Origin of the sequence: Pseudomonas sp. B21-032, assembly GCF_024748965.1 — a bacterium.
Lineage (GTDB): Bacteria > Pseudomonadota > Gammaproteobacteria > Pseudomonadales > Pseudomonadaceae > Aquipseudomonas.
This window is the reverse complement of the sequence record NZ_CP087180.1, coordinates 194,071-208,989: the sequence shown is the minus strand read 5'-3', so window position 1 is coordinate 208,989 and position 14,919 is coordinate 194,071. Positions and strand designations below refer to the sequence as shown.

Below are 14,919 nucleotides of genomic sequence, written 5' to 3'. Positions count from 1 at the left end.
ACTCTCTTCTGTTAGCGCGAATTAGCGGATCTTGAAGTCGATGGGTACGCTGACCCAGCCGTCCTGGGCCACGTCGCCCTGCTTGGCCGGGACGAAGCTCCAACGCTTGACCGCAGCCAGGGCGGCGTCGTCGAGCTGCTGGCGGCCACTGCTTTTCTGAATCTGGATGTCACCCGGCTTGCCGCTGGCCAGTACCCGCACCCGCAACAACACCGTGCCTTCCCAGCCGCGACGCTGGGCCAGCGACGGGTACTCCGGCGCCGGGTTCTTCAGGTACGCGGCGTTGGCCGAAGCCGGGGTCACCGGCGCTGGTGCCGGCGGAGCCGGGGGCACTGGTGGTGCTGCTGGTTGTGGCGGTGCGGGCGGTTGCTCGACCGCCTTGGGCGCAGGCTTGGGTACCGGTTTGGGCACAGGTTTCGGCTTGGGCTTGGGTACCGGCTTGGGCGCAGGCTTGGCGGCCAGCTCATCAACCACCGGTGGCGGCGGCTCGACCACTGCCGGTGGCGGAGGCGGAGGCGGCTCGACGGCCGGTGGCGCTGGCTGGGAAAACTCGATGGTCATCGGCGGAATTTCCGGCGGCACCACCGGCAACACCGGGGTCGGCGCCTGGCTCACCCAGTACGCCAGCACACCGTGCAAGGCCAGGGCAAACACCCCGAGCAGAATCTTCTCCCGACGGCTCAGCGCGCTTTTCGGCGTGCTTTGCAGACGCAACTGCGCCAGCGGCAATCGCAGCGGGCGACCGAGGTCGACCAGCTCGCCGCTCGGCGACTGGCGCCAAAGCACATCGTGAGCACTGGCGGCGGTCTGGACATTACCCATTGATCAACTCCTGGGACGTGAGTGCGTTTCGTCGAAGGCAGGTCAATTGCCTTCGCTGGGGTGGATCATCAACTTCTGTTACTTATGTCTTAAAGTAATTTTTAAAGTTATGGATAGAACAAAAATACATATACAAATGGGTCGAACCGCTCTAAGCCACGCCCTTCAAGGGCTGGCGCCAACGCCCTGAAACGCCATGCCTGCAGGGCATGAAAAATATTCGCCAAAGGCATCGAAAAACACCGTTTCAGAAGTCGTAGCGGCCGGTCACACCCAAGGTCCGCGGGGTGCCGAGCAGGCCTTCATAACCGCCGTTGGCCGCGCTCCAGAGGGTGGTGTAGTAGGTTTTGTCGAAAGCGTTCTTCAGCCACAGCGAGACATCCCACTGGCCCAGGCCAAGGTCGCCACGCAAGCCGGTGGAGAGGTTGACCACGGCGTAGCTGGGGATCTGCGCGAAGTCCGAGTCCTCGACCGTGCCTACGGCCTTGGAGCGGAAGGCGTAACTGGCGGAGAGGTAAGGTTGCAGGCCGTTGTCCAGATCCCACTGGTACTGGCCGTTGGCGTTGGCGATCCATTTCGACGCACCGACTACCTGGTGGCCACTGAGGTCGCAGGCCGCCGGTGCCCCCGGTTGCAGGGCGACTTCCGGGGCGCACGGGGCGTCCTTGTAAGACAGATACCGCACGTCGTTGTAGGAGCCGTTGATGTTCAGGGTCAGGCCACGTACCGGGATCAGCGTGCTTTCCAGCTCCACCCCGCGTGAGCGCACGGAGCCGGCATTGGTCAGATACTGCACGCGGTTGGCGTCGTCGTAGGCGTTGGTCTGGTAGCCGTGCACCTCGGTCCAGAACAGGTTGGCGTTGAGCTGCAGGCGACGGTCCCAGAGGGTGCTCTTCAAGCCCAGCTCGGCGTTGTTGGCGCGCTCGGTGCCGATCAGCAGCGAGTCGGCGCCGGCAACCGGGGCGGTACCGACCGCCAGGTTGACGCCACCGGACTTCTCGCCGTGGGACAAGGTGGCGTAGCCGAGCAGGTCATCGGTAAAGCGATAACTCAGGTTGAGCAAGCCCGACGGACTGGTGCTGTACTGGTTGAGGTCGCCCGAGTCATAAGCACCCACCCGACCCTGGCGCGCAGTTGCCGCAGCGCCTGCAACCGCCGCACCACCGACGGGCGCGGCGCGATCGACCCAGGCGCTTTTCTCCTCATAGGTGCCGCGTACCCCGGCGGTGAAATCCAGGCGCTCGGTCAGGTGCCAGGTGCCCTGGGCGAACAGGGCAAAGCTGTCGGTCTTGATATGGCCCTTGCCGACGCTGCTGACATTGGCCAGCGCTCCAGCCGGCGTACCGTTCCAGATATCCGCCTGGGGCCCGTAATGGACGAAGGATTTGTTGTCCAGGTCGGAGCCAAAGTAATAGGCACCCAGTACATAGTCGAAGAAGCCGCCGGTTGGCGAGGCCAGGCGAAATTCCTGCGAGTACTGTTTATCACGCACCGACACCCCGGCGTTGTAGGCCGCCGGCACGTTCAGGCCATCATCGTTGCGCGGGGTGAAGTCCCACCAGCGGTAGGCGCTTACCGAGGTCAGGGTGAAGTCGTTGTCCAGGGTCCAGTTGGCTTCCAGGGAAGTCCCGCCCTGGAACACCGTGACCTGCTGATCGGCATCGAGGTTGACCTTGCGCTTGCTGCCATCGACCAGCGTCGCCCCGGCCGCCTGGGCCCGCGCTTCATAGCGGTTGACGCCATTGATGGTCGGCCCGGTGCTGTACAGCAGGCGAGTGCCGGCGCTGGAGTCCTCTTCGTTGTAGTCACCGATCCAGCGCAGGTTGAACTGCTCGTTGGGCTTGTACAGCAGCTGGCCGCGAAAGCCCTGGCGCGAACCGCCGTTGAGGGTATGGCCGTCGAATTCGTTCTTGATGTCGCCATCGTTGCGCGTGCGGTAGGCCGAAATGCGCCCGGCCAGGGTCTCGCTCAAGGGCCCGGACAGGGTGCCCTTGGTCTGCAAGTAGCCATCCTCGCCCACCGAGGTTTCGATGCTGCGCTCGGGGGTGAAGCTCGGCGCACGGGTGCTGATGTTGATCACCCCGGCGGTGGTGTTCTTGCCAAACAGCGTGCCCTGCGGGCCGCGCAGCACTTCCAGTTGCTCGATGTCCATGAGGTCGAACACGGCCATGCCCGGGCGGCCGAGGTAGACGTTGTCCAGGTACAGGCCGACGCTGCCTTCCAGGCCGTCGCTGGCCGGGTTGTTGCCCAGGCCGCGGATCGACACGCTGGACTGGCGCGCGTGCATGTAGGCGACGTTGACGCTGGGCACCAGCTGCTGCAGGTCCTGAATGCGATACACCCGCTGGCTTTCCAGGGCCTGGCCGTCAAGCACGCTGATCGGCGTCGGCACGTCCTGGGCGCTCTCTTCGCGGCGCCGGGCGGTGACGGTGACGGTCTTGAGCTGGCTGTCGCTTGCCTTGACCTCAGGCTTTGCCGAGTCGGCGGCCTGAGCCGGCAACCAGTGCGCGCTGCCGGCCAGCAGCAAGGCCAGGGGCAGGCGCTGGAGCCGCCGTGAAGACAAGGGTGCAGCGCGAAGGGTCGGGCTCATGGGCGGCTCCTGGCAAAGGAATTTATATTCCTTTAAGTTATTTATTTATGATTCGACATACATTTACTGCATAAGAGATTGCCTTTATAAGGAGTGCACCAGAGGCAGAGCAAATGCATTTGCCCGATACTTTTTATGTGAAAAATGCATATAGACCTGCGCCAACTCCGCCACCTGATCGCCCTTGCCGAGCACCGCAGCTTCGTCGCCGCGGCGACCGCGGTGAACCTCTCGCAATCGGCCTTCAGCCGCAGCATCCAGGCCCTGGAGCACAGCGCCGGCTGCCAGCTGGTGGACCGCTCGCACAAGGAGCTGCCACCGACCAAGCAGGGCCTGGTGGTGCTCGAACACGCGCGCCGGCTGGTCAGCGGCGCGCGCCAGTTGAGCAACGAGATCAGCCAGTTCAATGGCCTGGAAGCCGGCGAACTGCGCTTCGGCTGCGGCCCGGCGCCCGCTGCGGGCCTGGTACCACAGGCGATTGGCGGCTTCATCGGCCGCTATCCCAAGGCGCGGGTGCAGTTTCAGGTCGATGACTGGCAGAGCCTGAACAAGCGCCTGCTGGCCGAGGAGTTCGAATTCTTCGTCGCCGACACCCGCAGCTTCGAGGCCGACCCGCAATACCAGACCCTGCGCCTGCGGCCTCGACGCTGGCATTTTTGCTGCCGCGCCGGGCACCCGCTGGCGGCGCTTTCGAGCGTCAGCGCCGAGCAACTGTTGCACTACCCCTTGGCCGTCACCTTGCGCCCGCCCAACCTGCGCAAGGTGATCGCCGACCTCAGCGGCCGCCCGGATTTCGTCGCCAACGTCGAGTGCGAGAACAGCTACAGCCTGCTTGGGGTGGTGCTCAATTCCGATGCCATCGGCATCTGCGGCGCCTACAGCGACGCCCTGCACAACGCCAACGGCAAACTGGTGCGGCTGAGCATCGATGGCCTGGCGGACGACTGCGAAGAGCTCTACACCCGCTATGGCATCGTCAGCCAGGCGCGCCTGCGCCTGTCGCCGCTGGCCGAAGCGATGATCGAACAGATCATCCTCACCGATCAGGCCGACCGCGCTCTCGACGCCTGCAACCTGGAGCAACTGGCGATCTGAGCCATTGCGCAAAACGCATCGACTGCATTCGGCAAATGCGCTTGTGATACGCGCCCCGGGCGGCGAAAACAGTCAACTGAAATCTGCCCAGGTGACTGCCATGCCCCACCCCACTGCCGTGCGCAACGTGCTGTACATCATGTGCGACCAACTGCGTCGCGATTACCTCTCGTGCTATGGCCACCGCCATCTGCACACGCCGAACATCGACCGCCTGGCCGCCGCCGGGGTGCGCTTCAGCCGCGCCTACACCCAGGGCACCATCTGCGGCCCGTCGCGGATGTCGGCCTACACCGGACGTTATGTCAGCAGCCACCAGGTGGCCTGGAACAGCGTGCCGCTGCCGCTGGATGAACTGACCCTCGGTGACTACCTGCGGCCCGCCGGCATCCGCACCGCGCTGGTGGGCAAGACCCACGCCACGCCGAACCAGGACGCCTTGCAACAGCTGGCCATCGACCCGCTGATGGCCGAGCAGCTCAACGAGGTGGGGTTCGAAGCGGTTGCCCGCCACGACGGTATCTTCCCCGACGACCCGCTGTTCGCCGACAAGCGCGAAAGCGCACCCTACACCCGCTACCTGCGCGACCACGGCTTTACCGGCGACAACCCCTGGCACAGCTGGGCCAATGCCGCCGCAGGCGAAAACGGTGAAATTCTCAGCGGCTGGCACATGCGCAACGCCGACCTGCCCACGCGCCTGCCCGAGCAGCACTCGGAGACGGTCTACAGCACCGACCGCGCCATCGACTTCATCCAGGCCCAGGGCGAGCAGCCCTGGTGCCTGCACCTGTCGTACATCAAGCCGCACTGGCCCTACATCGCCCCGGCGCCTTACCACGCGCTGTACAACGCCAGCCAGGTGCAGGCGCCGATACCAGTTCAACCAGGCAACGATAATCCGGTATATGCCGCGTTTCGCCAGCACCAGGAGAGCCAGAACTTCTCTCGCGAAGAGGTACGCCTGAAAGTGATCCCCACCTACATGGGCCTGATCAAACAGATCGACGACCAGCTCGGGCGCCTGTTCGATGTGCTGCAAAGCAATGGCCGCTGGGATGACACCCTGATCGTGTTCACCAGTGATCACGGTGATTTTCTCGGCGACCATGGCCTGGGTGAAAAGGAGTTTTTGCTAGAGCCGGCGGTGGGCGTACCGCTGATTGTGCGTGATCCACGGGCGGCGGCGGATGTCAGCCGCGGCACGGTGGATGAGCGATTGGTTGAGACCATCGATGCGCTGCCGACCTTCCTCGACGCGCTGGGGTTGCCGAGTGCCGAGCATCGGCTGGAGGGGCGTTCGCTGATTCCGCTGTTGCATGGCACCGCCAGCGCCTGGCGCAGCTATGCAATCGCCGAATACGACTACGCCTTCCAGGCCCCGGCCCGCGAGCGCCTGGGCCAGCCGATCGACCGTTGCCGGATGACCATGGTGCGCAGCGAGCGCTGGAAGTACCTGGCCTATGACGGCTTTCGCGCACAGCTATTCGACCTGCTCAACGACCCGCAAGAGCTGCACGACCTGGGTGCGGACCCGGCCTATGCCAGCGTGCGCGAAGCCCACCAGGGTTATCTGTTCGAATGGCTCAGGAGCTTGAAGCGGCGGACCACCATCAGCCATGCCGAGATCGAGCGGCGTGGGCAATGGTTTCGCTATGGCGAACCGCGCGAGGACAGCGTGGTGAAGATCGGGGTGTGGTAGGGGCTGCTTTGCAGCCCATCGCTGGCAAGCCAGCTCCCACAGGGTTCAGTGTATGCAGTACCTGTGGGAGCGGGCTTGACCCGCGATGAGGCCCTTAGATATTGGCCACTTTCTGCCAGACCTTGGGCTTGAAGAACAAGGTCTCGCCACGCGCCAGACCACTCAGGCTGTCATGGTCCTTGACCACCTCGGCCTCGATCAGCTCGCTCTGCCCTTCGACCTTCAAGGTCACCCGGGTCGTCGCCCCCAGCGGACGGATGTCGCGCACCTGCGCCGCGTGATGGCCCTCGATCTCGTGACGCGACAGCGACACTTCATGCGGGCGGAACATCACGTGCTGGCCTTCGCTCAGGTGCAGGCGGTTGGAATCGCCAAGGAAGTGATAAACGAAGTCGCTGGCCGGGTTCTCGTAGACCTCGCCCGGCGAGCCGATCTGCTCGATCACGCCCTTGTTCATCACCACGATACGGTCGGCGACTTCCATGGCCTCTTCCTGGTCGTGGGTAACGAACACCGAGGTCAGGTTGATGTCTTCGTGCAGGCGCGCCAGCCAGCGGCGCAGCTCTTTGCGTACCTTGGCATCCAGGGCACCGAACGGCTCGTCGAGCAGCAGTACCTTGGGCTCCACCGCCAGGGCGCGGGCCAGGGCGATACGCTGGCGCTGGCCGCCCGACAGTTGCTCCGGGTAACGGTCGCTGAGCCAGTCGAGCTGGACCATGTTCAGCAGCTCGTGGACCTTCTCGGCAATCTTGCTTTCGTTCGGGCGCTCGCCCTTGGGCTTCATGCGCAGGCCGAAGGCGACGTTGTCGAACACGCTCATGTGGCGAAACAGCGCGTAGTGCTGGAACACGAAACCGACGTTGCGATCACGCACATCGTGGCCCGAGACATCTTCGCCGTGGAAGACGATGCTGCCCTGATCGGGGGTTTCCAGCCCGGCGATGATCCGCAGCAGGGTGGTCTTGCCGCAGCCGGACGGGCCGAGCAAAGCCACCAGCTCGCCGCTGTGGATATCCAGGTTGATGCTGTCCAGAGCCTGGAAAGCGTTGAAGCGCTTGCTGACGTTACGAACTTCGATCGACATGAATTATTCCTCCGCCGCGTTATGGCGCAGACGGTTAATACGGGACTCGCTCCACTGCTTGAGCAGCAGGATGAAGAGCGCCAGGATCAGCAACAGGCTGGCGACGCTGAAGGCCGCAACGTGGTTGTATTCGTTGTAGAGAATCTCGACGTGCAGCGGCAAGGTGTTGGTGACCCCGCGAATATGCCCGGACACCACCGACACCGCACCGAACTCGCCCATCGCCCGCGCGGTACACAGCACCACGCCGTAGATCAGGCCCCATTTGATGTTGGGCAGGGTCACGTGCCAGAACATCTGCCAGCCGTTGGCGCCGAGCAGGCGCGCGGCCTCCTCTTCCTGGGTGCCCTGCTCCTGCATCAGCGGGATCAGTTCACGGGCCACGAACGGCACGGTGACGAAGATGGTCGCCAGAACGATACCCGGCAAGGCGAAGACGATCTGGATGTCGTGATCCTGCAACCACGGCCCGAACAGGCCCTGGGCGCCGAACATCAATACATAGACCAGGCCCGCGATCACCGGCGACACCGAGAACGGCAGGTCGATCAGCGTGACCAGGATGCTCTTGCCACGGAAGTTGTATTTGCTCACACACCAGGCAGCGCTGACCCCGAACACCAGGTTCAGCGGCACCGAGATGGCCACGGCGATCAGGGTCAGCTTCAACGCCGACAGGGCGTCGGGCTCGAAGATCGCCTCGAAGAACGTGCCCAGGCCCATTTTCAGGCCCTGGGACACCACGATCACCAGCGGCAGCAGCAGGAACAGGGCGAAGATCAACCAGCCAAGGCTGATCAGGATACGCCGTGAAGTGGCGCTGCCACGGCGGGCGGCATTGGCCGAAGCGGCCGCGCCAATAGAAGTCGCAGACATGGACGTGGCCTCCTTCAAGGGGTTTCGATGCGCCGCTGCAGCAAGTTGATCAGCAGCAACAGGATGAAGGAAACCACCAGCATCAACACGCCGATGGCGGTGGCGCCGGTGTAGTCGTACTGGTCGAGCTTGACCATGATCAGCAGCGGCAGGATTTCGGTCTTCATCGGCATGTTGCCGGCAATGAAGATCACCGAACCGTACTCGCCAACGCCACGGGCAAAGGCCAGGGCAAAACCGGTCAGCCAGGCCGGCAACAACGCCGGCGCCAGCACGTAGCGGAACACCTGCAGCGGCTTGGCGCCCAGGCAGGCGGCGGCCTCTTCGACTTCACGGGGAATGTCAGCCAGCACCGGCTGCACCGTGCGCACCACGAACGGCAGGGTCACGAAAGTCAGCGCCAGGGTGATGCCCAAGGGGGTGTAGGCGATCTTGAAACCGAGGTCGGTGGCGAACTGGCCGACCAGGCCGGCTGGTGCGTACAGCGCGGTCAGGGCAATGCCGGCAACCGCAGTAGGCAGGGCGAACGGCAGGTCGATCATCGCATCGATGATCTTTCGCCCAGGAAAGGTGTAGCGCACCAGCACCCAGGCCAGCAGGGTACCGATGATGCCGTTGATGATGGCAGCGTAGAGGGCAGTGCCGAAGCTCAGCTTCAGCGCCGCGAGCACCCGCGGGGCACTGACGATGGCCCAGAACTGCTCCCAGGTGAGCTGGGCGGCATGTATGAACATGGCGGCCAGCGGTATCAGCACAATCAGGCTGAGGTACACCAAGGTGTAGCCCAGCGTCAGCCCGAAGCCGGGTATGACGGGGGAAATACGACGTGACATAAAGGTCCCTGGTTGAACGCACGAAGCCCGGGACGAATCCCGGGCCCATGCTGGCTACTGAACGGCGATTATCCTGCCGGGCATCACTGCGCCGTGTAGATCTGGTCGAACACGCCACCATCGTTGAAGAACTTGGGTTGGGCAGTTTTCCAGCCACCGAAGTCTTTGTCGATAGTCACCAGGTCCAGTTTAGGGAACTGCTTGGCGTATTCGGCGGCGACTTTCGCGTCACGCGGACGGTAGAAGTTCTCGGCGGCAATCTTCTGCCCGGCCGGGCTGTACAGGTGCTTGAGGTACGCCTCGGCGATCTGCTCGTTGCCCTTTTTCTGCGCGTTCTTGTCGACCACCGCCACTGGCGGTTCGGCAAGGATCGACAGCGACGGCACGACGATGTCGAACTTGTCGGCGCCACCGTCTTCCTTGAGGGCCAGGAAGGCTTCGTTTTCCCAGGCCAGCAACACGTCACCCTGACCGTTGTTGACGAAGGTGATGGTCGAGCCACGGGCGCCGGTGTCCAGTACCGGTACGTGCTTGAACAGCTCTTTCACGTACTCCTGGGCCTTGGCTTCGCTGCCACCGGCTTTCAGGCCGTAGGCCCAGGCGGCGAGGAAGTTCCAGCGGGCGCCGCCGGAGGTTTTCGGGTTCGGGGTAATGACCGAGACGTCCTTTTTGATCAGGTCGCCCCAGTCCTTGATGCCTTTCGGGTTGCCCTTGCGCACCAGGAAGACGATGGTCGAGGTGTACGGGGTGCTGGCGTCCGGCAGGCGGGTCTGCCAGTTGTCCGGCAGGGTCTTGCCGAGCTTGGCCACTTCGTCGATGTCGCCGGCCAGGGCCAGGGTCACCACGTCGGCACGCAGGCCGTCGATCACCGCGCGGGCCTGCTTGCCCGAACCCCCATGGGACTGCTGGATCTTCACCTTGTCGTCCGGGTGAGCCTGCTGCCAGTGCTTGATGAACTCGGCGTTGTACTGCTGATACAACTCGCGGGTCGGATCATAGGACACGTTCAGCAGTTCGTAGTCCTTGGCGATTGCGGAACCGGCAAAAACGGCGCTGGCGAGTGCAGCCAGGGCATAACGGCGGATGGACATGGTGAAGCTCCCGATTGGCGTATTTTTCTAATTAGGTGGCGCGATAATCAGCTGGGCTTGTTGCCGGGGTTCTGCAGGCGGAACTTTTCCTTGCGTTCGATCTGGACGACCTGGGCGTTGTGCACGGTGATTTCCACCGCGCCAAACCGCAGGTCGCGCAGGGCGCTCTGGATTTCGCGCAGAATGGTGGCTTCGTCCTGACCGTCAACGCTACGCAGAGATGCGCTCATGCTCGTGCTCCTGTGATATGGGTGCCGTGCAGTGCGTGAAGGGGAGCGACTGCGCCTGGCTTGAGGGCAATCTTAGGGGGGCGCGAATATTCTTAAAAATACTATTTAAGAATTTTTATATAACTGAAATAGAGTTTCGCGGGGCAAGTCGGATCGCCGCCCCGCCGCACCTGCACTTGTAGGAGCGGGCTTGCCCCGCGATAGGGCCCTCAAGCCCAGCGCAATTGCTGCGCCGGCACCGGCCGGCCAAACCAGTAGCCCTGGCCCAGCTGGCATTGCTGCTCCAGCAGAAAGCGCGCCTGCTCGGCCTGCTCGATACCCTCGGCATGCACCAGCATGCCCATGCTCCGGGCCAGGGCGATGATCACCCGGACGATCGCCACATCGTCTTCATCACAAGGCAAGCCGGCGACAAAGCCCTGGTCGATCTTGAGCTTCTGCACCGGCAGGCGCTTGAGCCGCAGCAGCGACGAGTAACCGGTGCCAAAGTCATCGATGGCCAGGCGCAAGCCCAGTTCACGCAAGCGGTGCAGTTGCTCGAGCGCCACCTCGGGGTCTTCCATCACCGCGCTTTCGGTCACTTCCAGCTCCAGCAGGGCGGGGTCCAGCGCAGTGTCGTGCAGCACCTGCGCGACCTGCTGATAGAGGTCGCGATGGCCAAACAGACGGCTGGATATATTCACCGCGACAAACTCCAGCGCCCGCCCCTCGGCCTGCCACTTAACCATCTGCAGGCAGGCCTGGCGCAGCACCCAGGTGTCGATATCGGCAATCAGCCCGGTGCGTTCGGCAATCGGGATGAACTCCCCGGGCGGCACCAGCCCGCGCTGCGGATGTTGCCAGCGCACCAGTGCCTCGACGCCAATCATCTTGCTGCTGAACAGGTCGTGCACCGGCTGGTAATAGACCCGCAGCTCTTCCTGCTCCAGGGCGCGGCGCAGCTCGCCAGCGGTTTCGACCCGCTGCTGGGCATGGGCGGTCAGCTCCTCGGTGTATAGCGCATAACCGGCGCGCCCGCAGGTCTTGGCCTTGAACAGCGCCGAGTCGGCATTGCGCAGCAATTGCTCGGCGCTCAGGGCGTCGCTGGGGAACAGGCTGATGCCGATGCTGACGCTGATGAACAGCCGCTGGTGGTCGACTTCGAACGGCGCCTTCATGCCGTCGATGATGCTCTGGGCCAAGGCCGCGGCCTGGCCGACCTGCGGGCAGTTCTCGGCGAGCACGGCGAACTCGTCACCGCCCAGGCGCGCCAGGGTCACGCCGTTGCCCAGCAGCGCCTTCAAGCGCTCGCCGACCACCTTGAGCAACTGGTCGCCGATGTTGTGACCGAGGCTGTCGTTGATGCTCTGGAAATGATCGAGGTCGAGCAGCAGCAAGGCGCAACCGCGCTTGTTGCTCTGCGCTGCGGCCAGGGCCTGCTGGGTGCGGTCGTTGAACAGCAGGCGGTTGGGCAGGTCGGTGAGCGGGTCGTGATGAGCAAGGTAGGCCAGCTCGCGCTCGGAATGCTTGATCGCGCTGATGTCGCTGAATACCGCAACGTAATGGCTCAACTCGCCGCTGTCATCGCTGATGGCGCAGATGGTCTGCCATTGCGGATACACCTCGCCGCTTTTGCGCCGGTTCCAGATCTCGCCGCTCCACTCACCCTTTTCGGCCAGGGTGGCGTAGATCTGCTGGTAGAACGCTGCACCGTGGCGGCCGGACTTAAACTTGCTCGGGCGCTGGCCGAGCACTTCGTCCTTGTCGTAGCCGGTGATCTGCATGAACGCCCGGTTGACGTGCACGATCAGGCCATCGCGGTCAGTGACCAATACCCCTTCAAGGGTGCTGTCGAACACCGCCGCCGCCATGCGCAGGCGCTCGCGGTCCTCGCGGCGCAAGCGCACGCCGACGCCAATGAAGTTGAGCAAACGGGCGCGCGAGACAAAAATCAGCAAGGCGCTGCACAGCACCCAGAAGTGCGCGCTGATCAGTTGCCAGCGGGCGATTTGCTCGGGAGCATCGAAAAGACTGTTCAATAATTGATCAGACAGAGCCAGCCACAGTACCGACAGCACGAGGTAGAGCGCCGCCATGCGCATGGCGTCTCGAATGGAAGCAGACATAAGGTCCCGGGCAAACCCACAAAAATTTGTGGGGGATTATAGGGTAGAAACATCCGGTGACCTCCTATCTAAAAGGCCGACTGGTTTTATTTGCTGGCGCAGGGATAATGTTTCTCGCTGTTCCCTATGTTTTTGAGGGCCATTTAGCCTATGTGGTACGAAGGTTTGCTCAACTTGTCAGTGTGGCAATTGCTGGCAGTTACCCTGGTAATGACGCATGTGACCATCGTCAGTGTCACCGTTTACCTGCACCGTTACTCTGCCCACCGCTCGCTGGAACTCAATGCCGGGCTCAAGCACTTTTTCCGTTTCTGGCTGTGGCTGACCACGGCGCAGAACACCCGCGAGTGGACTGCCATCCACCGCAAGCACCACGCCAAATGCGAAACCGTCGATGACCCGCACAGCCCGGTGATCAAGGGCCTGTCCACGGTGCTGCGCAAGGGCGCCGAGCTGTACCGCGAAGAGGCACAGAACCCGGAAACCTTGCGTATCTACGGCAAGAACTGCCCGGAAGACTGGATCGAACGCAACCTCTACAGCCGCTACAAGCTCGGTGGCATCGCCCTCATGGCGGTGATCGACCTGCTGCTGTTCGGCACCGCCGGCATCACCATCTGGGCGGTGCAGATGATGTGGATTCCGTTCTGGGCTGCCGGCGTGGTCAACGGCCTGGGCCATGCGGTCGGCTATCGCAACTTCGAATGCCGCGACGCCGCCACCAACCTGGTGCCCTGGGGCATCATCATTGGTGGTGAAGAACTGCACAACAACCACCACACCTACCCCAACTCGGCCAAGCTCTCGGTCAAGCGTTGGGAGTTCGACATGGGCTGGGCCTGGATCAAGCTGTTCTGCTGGCTGCGCCTGGCCAAGGTGCAACGCGTCGCGCCCATCGCCCACCGGGTCGAAGGCAAGGGCCAGCTGGACATGGACACCGCCATGGCGATCCTCAACAACCGCTTCCAGATCATGGCCCAGTACCGCAAGTTGGTGATCGCGCCGCTGGTCAAGCAGGAGCTGGCCCGCGTCGACGACTCGGTGCGCCACCAGTTCCGCCGCGCCAAGCGCTTGCTGTCGCGGGAGACCAGCCTGCTGGAAGACCGTCACCACCTGCGCATCCAGACCATGCTCGAGCACAGCCAGGCACTCAAGACCATCTACGAAAAACGCCTGGCCCTGCAGCAAATCTGGGTACGTACCAGCGCCAACGGCCACGACATGCTCGCGGCCATGAAAGACTGGGTGCACGAAGCCGAAGCCAGCGGTATCCAGTCGCTGCGCGACTTCGCCGCCCAGCTCAAGACCTACTCGCTGCGCCCTGCCCTGGCCTGATGCCGTTGATCGGCGCGCCCGTCCCGCGGCGCGCCGACCGGAACTTAGCCGCCTAATCTCACTCTGACAGGCATATCGCCCGCGTGGCGGGCCGGGTCGTGGCCGCACGCCCCCGTCGTGAGAATTTCCGCGCAAATGGTCAAGAACAAACCAACAACCCTGGCCTGCAATCCGCCACCTGAAGCCGCCCAGACCCTGCTGGCCCTGATGCACGCCCAAGGCGAAGTCGCGCGCCTGAGCGAGCGTGAACAGCTGTTCAGCTCGTTGCTCGACAGCGTTAACGCCGTGCTCTGGGCCTTCGACTGGGAAAGCCGCCAGGTGCTTTACGTCAGCCCCGCCTACGAGCGCATTTTTGGCCGCCCGGCCGGCCTGCTGCTGGCTGACTTCAATGAGTGGCGCGACAGCATCTACCCCGACGACCTCGACTACGCCGAACGCAGCCTGGCCGAAGTGCTGGTCAAAGGCGCAGTGGAAGACCGCGAATACCGCATCATCGCCGCCGACGGCCAGGTGCGCTGGATCAGCGACAAATGCTTCATCAACCAGCAAGCCGACCCCAGCCAGCGGGTGATCATCGTTGGCATGGCCGAGGACATCACCGAAAAGAAGCAGCTCGAAGGCGAGCTGCAGCGCCTGGCCACCACCGACGTCCTGACCCAGAGCAGCAACCGCCGGCACTTTTTCGAGTGTGCCCAGCACGCTTTCGAAACCGCGCGACTGGAGCACACGCCGTTGGCGTTCCTGCTGCTCGACATCGATGACTTCAAGCAGATCAACGACACCTACGGCCATCAGGAAGGCGACTATGTGCTGCAGCGCATCGCCGACACCGGCAAGGCGGTGTTGCGCCGTGGTGATCAGTTCGGGCGCATTGGCGGTGAAGAGTTCGCCGCGGTGTTTCCGGGCTGCACCCCAGAGATCGCCCAGCAGATTGCCGAACGCCTGCAACGCGAGATCCAGCGCTTGAGCTTCAGCCATGACGACAAGGTATTTGGAGTGACGGTGAGCCAGGGGCTGACCGGGATTACTGAAGAAGATGAGTCGCTGGACAGCCTGTTCGCCCGGGCGGATGCGGCCATGTACCAGGCCAAGCGCCAGGGCAAGAATCAGATTGTAAGAGGCTGAAAAGCATCGCTGGCCTTGCCAGCGATTGGGC

General features: G+C 63.3%; 12 protein-coding genes. 4 read left to right on the top strand and 8 right to left on the bottom strand.

The window, feature by feature from the left end; genetic code table 11:
• Positions 1 to 21 precede the first annotated feature (21 nt).
• Together LOY54_RS00890 and LOY54_RS00885 are read right to left on the bottom strand one after the other, a co-directional pair.
• Positions 22 to 822, bottom strand: a complete 801-nt coding sequence (locus tag LOY54_RS00890; protein WP_258608812.1) for an energy transducer TonB — start codon at positions 820 to 822, stop codon at positions 22 to 24.
• A 247-nt stretch (positions 823 to 1,069) separates the two neighbouring features.
• Positions 1,070 to 3,412, bottom strand: coding sequence for a TonB-dependent receptor (locus LOY54_RS00885; protein ID WP_258608810.1), 2,343 nt, complete (start codon positions 3,410 to 3,412; stop codon positions 1,070 to 1,072).
• Positions 3,413 to 3,556: 144 nt separating this feature from the next.
• Between LOY54_RS00885 and LOY54_RS00880 the strand changes: the two genes are divergently transcribed.
• On the top strand, positions 3,557 to 4,507 hold the full coding sequence (locus LOY54_RS00880) for a LysR family transcriptional regulator (protein ID WP_258608808.1): 951 nt from the start codon (positions 3,557 to 3,559) through the stop codon (positions 4,505 to 4,507).
• Positions 4,508 to 4,607: 100 nt separating this feature from the next.
• The gene (locus LOY54_RS00875) at positions 4,608 to 6,209 is read left to right on the top strand and encodes an alkaline phosphatase family protein (RefSeq protein ID WP_258608806.1); all 1,602 of its coding nucleotides are present in this window, start codon (positions 4,608 to 4,610) and stop codon (positions 6,207 to 6,209) included.
• 94 nt (positions 6,210 to 6,303) lie between these two features.
• Here LOY54_RS00875 and LOY54_RS00870 read toward each other — a convergent pair whose 3' ends face one another.
• The 6 genes from LOY54_RS00870 to dibA form a co-directional block, all read right to left on the bottom strand.
• A complete protein-coding gene (locus tag LOY54_RS00870; protein WP_045201760.1) occupies positions 6,304 to 7,293 on the bottom strand; it encodes a sulfate/molybdate ABC transporter ATP-binding protein in 990 nt (329 codons plus the stop codon).
• 3 nt (positions 7,294 to 7,296) lie between these two features.
• Positions 7,297 to 8,169: a sulfate ABC transporter permease subunit CysW gene (gene cysW / locus LOY54_RS00865; RefSeq protein ID WP_045201758.1), complete on the bottom strand. Its 873-nt coding sequence runs from the start codon at positions 8,167 to 8,169 to the stop codon at positions 7,297 to 7,299.
• A 14-nt stretch (positions 8,170 to 8,183) separates the two neighbouring features.
• Complete coding sequence (gene cysT / locus LOY54_RS00860) at positions 8,184 to 9,002, bottom strand: sulfate ABC transporter permease subunit CysT (RefSeq protein ID WP_010222098.1); 819 nt, start codon at positions 9,000 to 9,002, stop codon at positions 8,184 to 8,186.
• A gap of 83 nt (positions 9,003 to 9,085) precedes the next feature.
• A complete protein-coding gene (locus LOY54_RS00855; protein WP_258608805.1) occupies positions 9,086 to 10,093 on the bottom strand; it encodes a sulfate ABC transporter substrate-binding protein in 1,008 nt (335 codons plus the stop codon).
• 47 nt (positions 10,094 to 10,140) lie between these two features.
• Positions 10,141 to 10,323: a sulfur starvation response protein OscA gene (oscA, locus tag LOY54_RS00850; RefSeq protein WP_007941032.1), complete on the bottom strand. Its 183-nt coding sequence runs from the start codon at positions 10,321 to 10,323 to the stop codon at positions 10,141 to 10,143.
• 209 nt (positions 10,324 to 10,532) lie between these two features.
• The gene (gene dibA, locus LOY54_RS00845; RefSeq protein WP_258608804.1) at positions 10,533 to 12,428 is read right to left on the bottom strand and encodes a phosphodiesterase DibA; all 1,896 of its coding nucleotides are present in this window, start codon (positions 12,426 to 12,428) and stop codon (positions 10,533 to 10,535) included.
• 150 nt (positions 12,429 to 12,578) lie between these two features.
• Here dibA and desA point away from each other — a divergent pair, with 150 nt between their 5' ends.
• A complete protein-coding gene (desA, locus tag LOY54_RS00840) occupies positions 12,579 to 13,763 on the top strand; it encodes a delta-9 fatty acid desaturase DesA (RefSeq protein ID WP_195885418.1) in 1,185 nt (394 codons plus the stop codon).
• Positions 13,764 to 13,898: 135 nt separating this feature from the next.
• Positions 13,899 to 14,888, top strand: a complete 990-nt coding sequence (locus LOY54_RS00835) for a sensor domain-containing diguanylate cyclase (RefSeq protein ID WP_123564741.1) — start codon at positions 13,899 to 13,901, stop codon at positions 14,886 to 14,888.
• Positions 14,889 to 14,919 lie beyond the last annotated feature (31 nt).

What these genes read in the sequence shown, in the direction of transcription:
- LOY54_RS00855 (WP_258608805.1), bottom strand. Translation starts at nt 10,093, where the DNA reads ATGTCCATCCGCCGTTATGCCCTGGCTGCACTCGCCAGCGCCGTTTTT.
- LOY54_RS00835 (WP_123564741.1), top strand. Translation starts at nt 13,899, where the DNA reads ATGGTCAAGAACAAACCAACAACCCTGGCCTGCAATCCGCCACCTGAA.
- LOY54_RS00885 (WP_258608810.1), bottom strand. Translation starts at nt 3,412, where the DNA reads ATGAGCCCGACCCTTCGCGCTGCACCCTTGTCTTCACGGCGGCTCCAG.
- desA (WP_195885418.1), top strand. Translation starts at nt 12,579, where the DNA reads ATGTGGTACGAAGGTTTGCTCAACTTGTCAGTGTGGCAATTGCTGGCA.
- cysT (WP_010222098.1), bottom strand. Translation starts at nt 9,002, where the DNA reads ATGTCACGTCGTATTTCCCCCGTCATACCCGGCTTCGGGCTGACGCTG.
- LOY54_RS00890 (WP_258608812.1), bottom strand. Translation starts at nt 822, where the DNA reads ATGGGTAATGTCCAGACCGCCGCCAGTGCTCACGATGTGCTTTGGCGC.
- cysW (WP_045201758.1), bottom strand. Translation starts at nt 8,169, where the DNA reads ATGTCTGCGACTTCTATTGGCGCGGCCGCTTCGGCCAATGCCGCCCGC.
- LOY54_RS00880 (WP_258608808.1), top strand. Translation starts at nt 3,557, where the DNA reads ATGCATATAGACCTGCGCCAACTCCGCCACCTGATCGCCCTTGCCGAG.
- dibA (WP_258608804.1), bottom strand. Translation starts at nt 12,428, where the DNA reads ATGTCTGCTTCCATTCGAGACGCCATGCGCATGGCGGCGCTCTACCTC.
- oscA (WP_007941032.1), bottom strand. Translation starts at nt 10,323, where the DNA reads ATGAGCGCATCTCTGCGTAGCGTTGACGGTCAGGACGAAGCCACCATT.
- LOY54_RS00875 (WP_258608806.1), top strand. Translation starts at nt 4,608, where the DNA reads ATGCCCCACCCCACTGCCGTGCGCAACGTGCTGTACATCATGTGCGAC.
- LOY54_RS00870 (WP_045201760.1), bottom strand. Translation starts at nt 7,293, where the DNA reads ATGTCGATCGAAGTTCGTAACGTCAGCAAGCGCTTCAACGCTTTCCAG.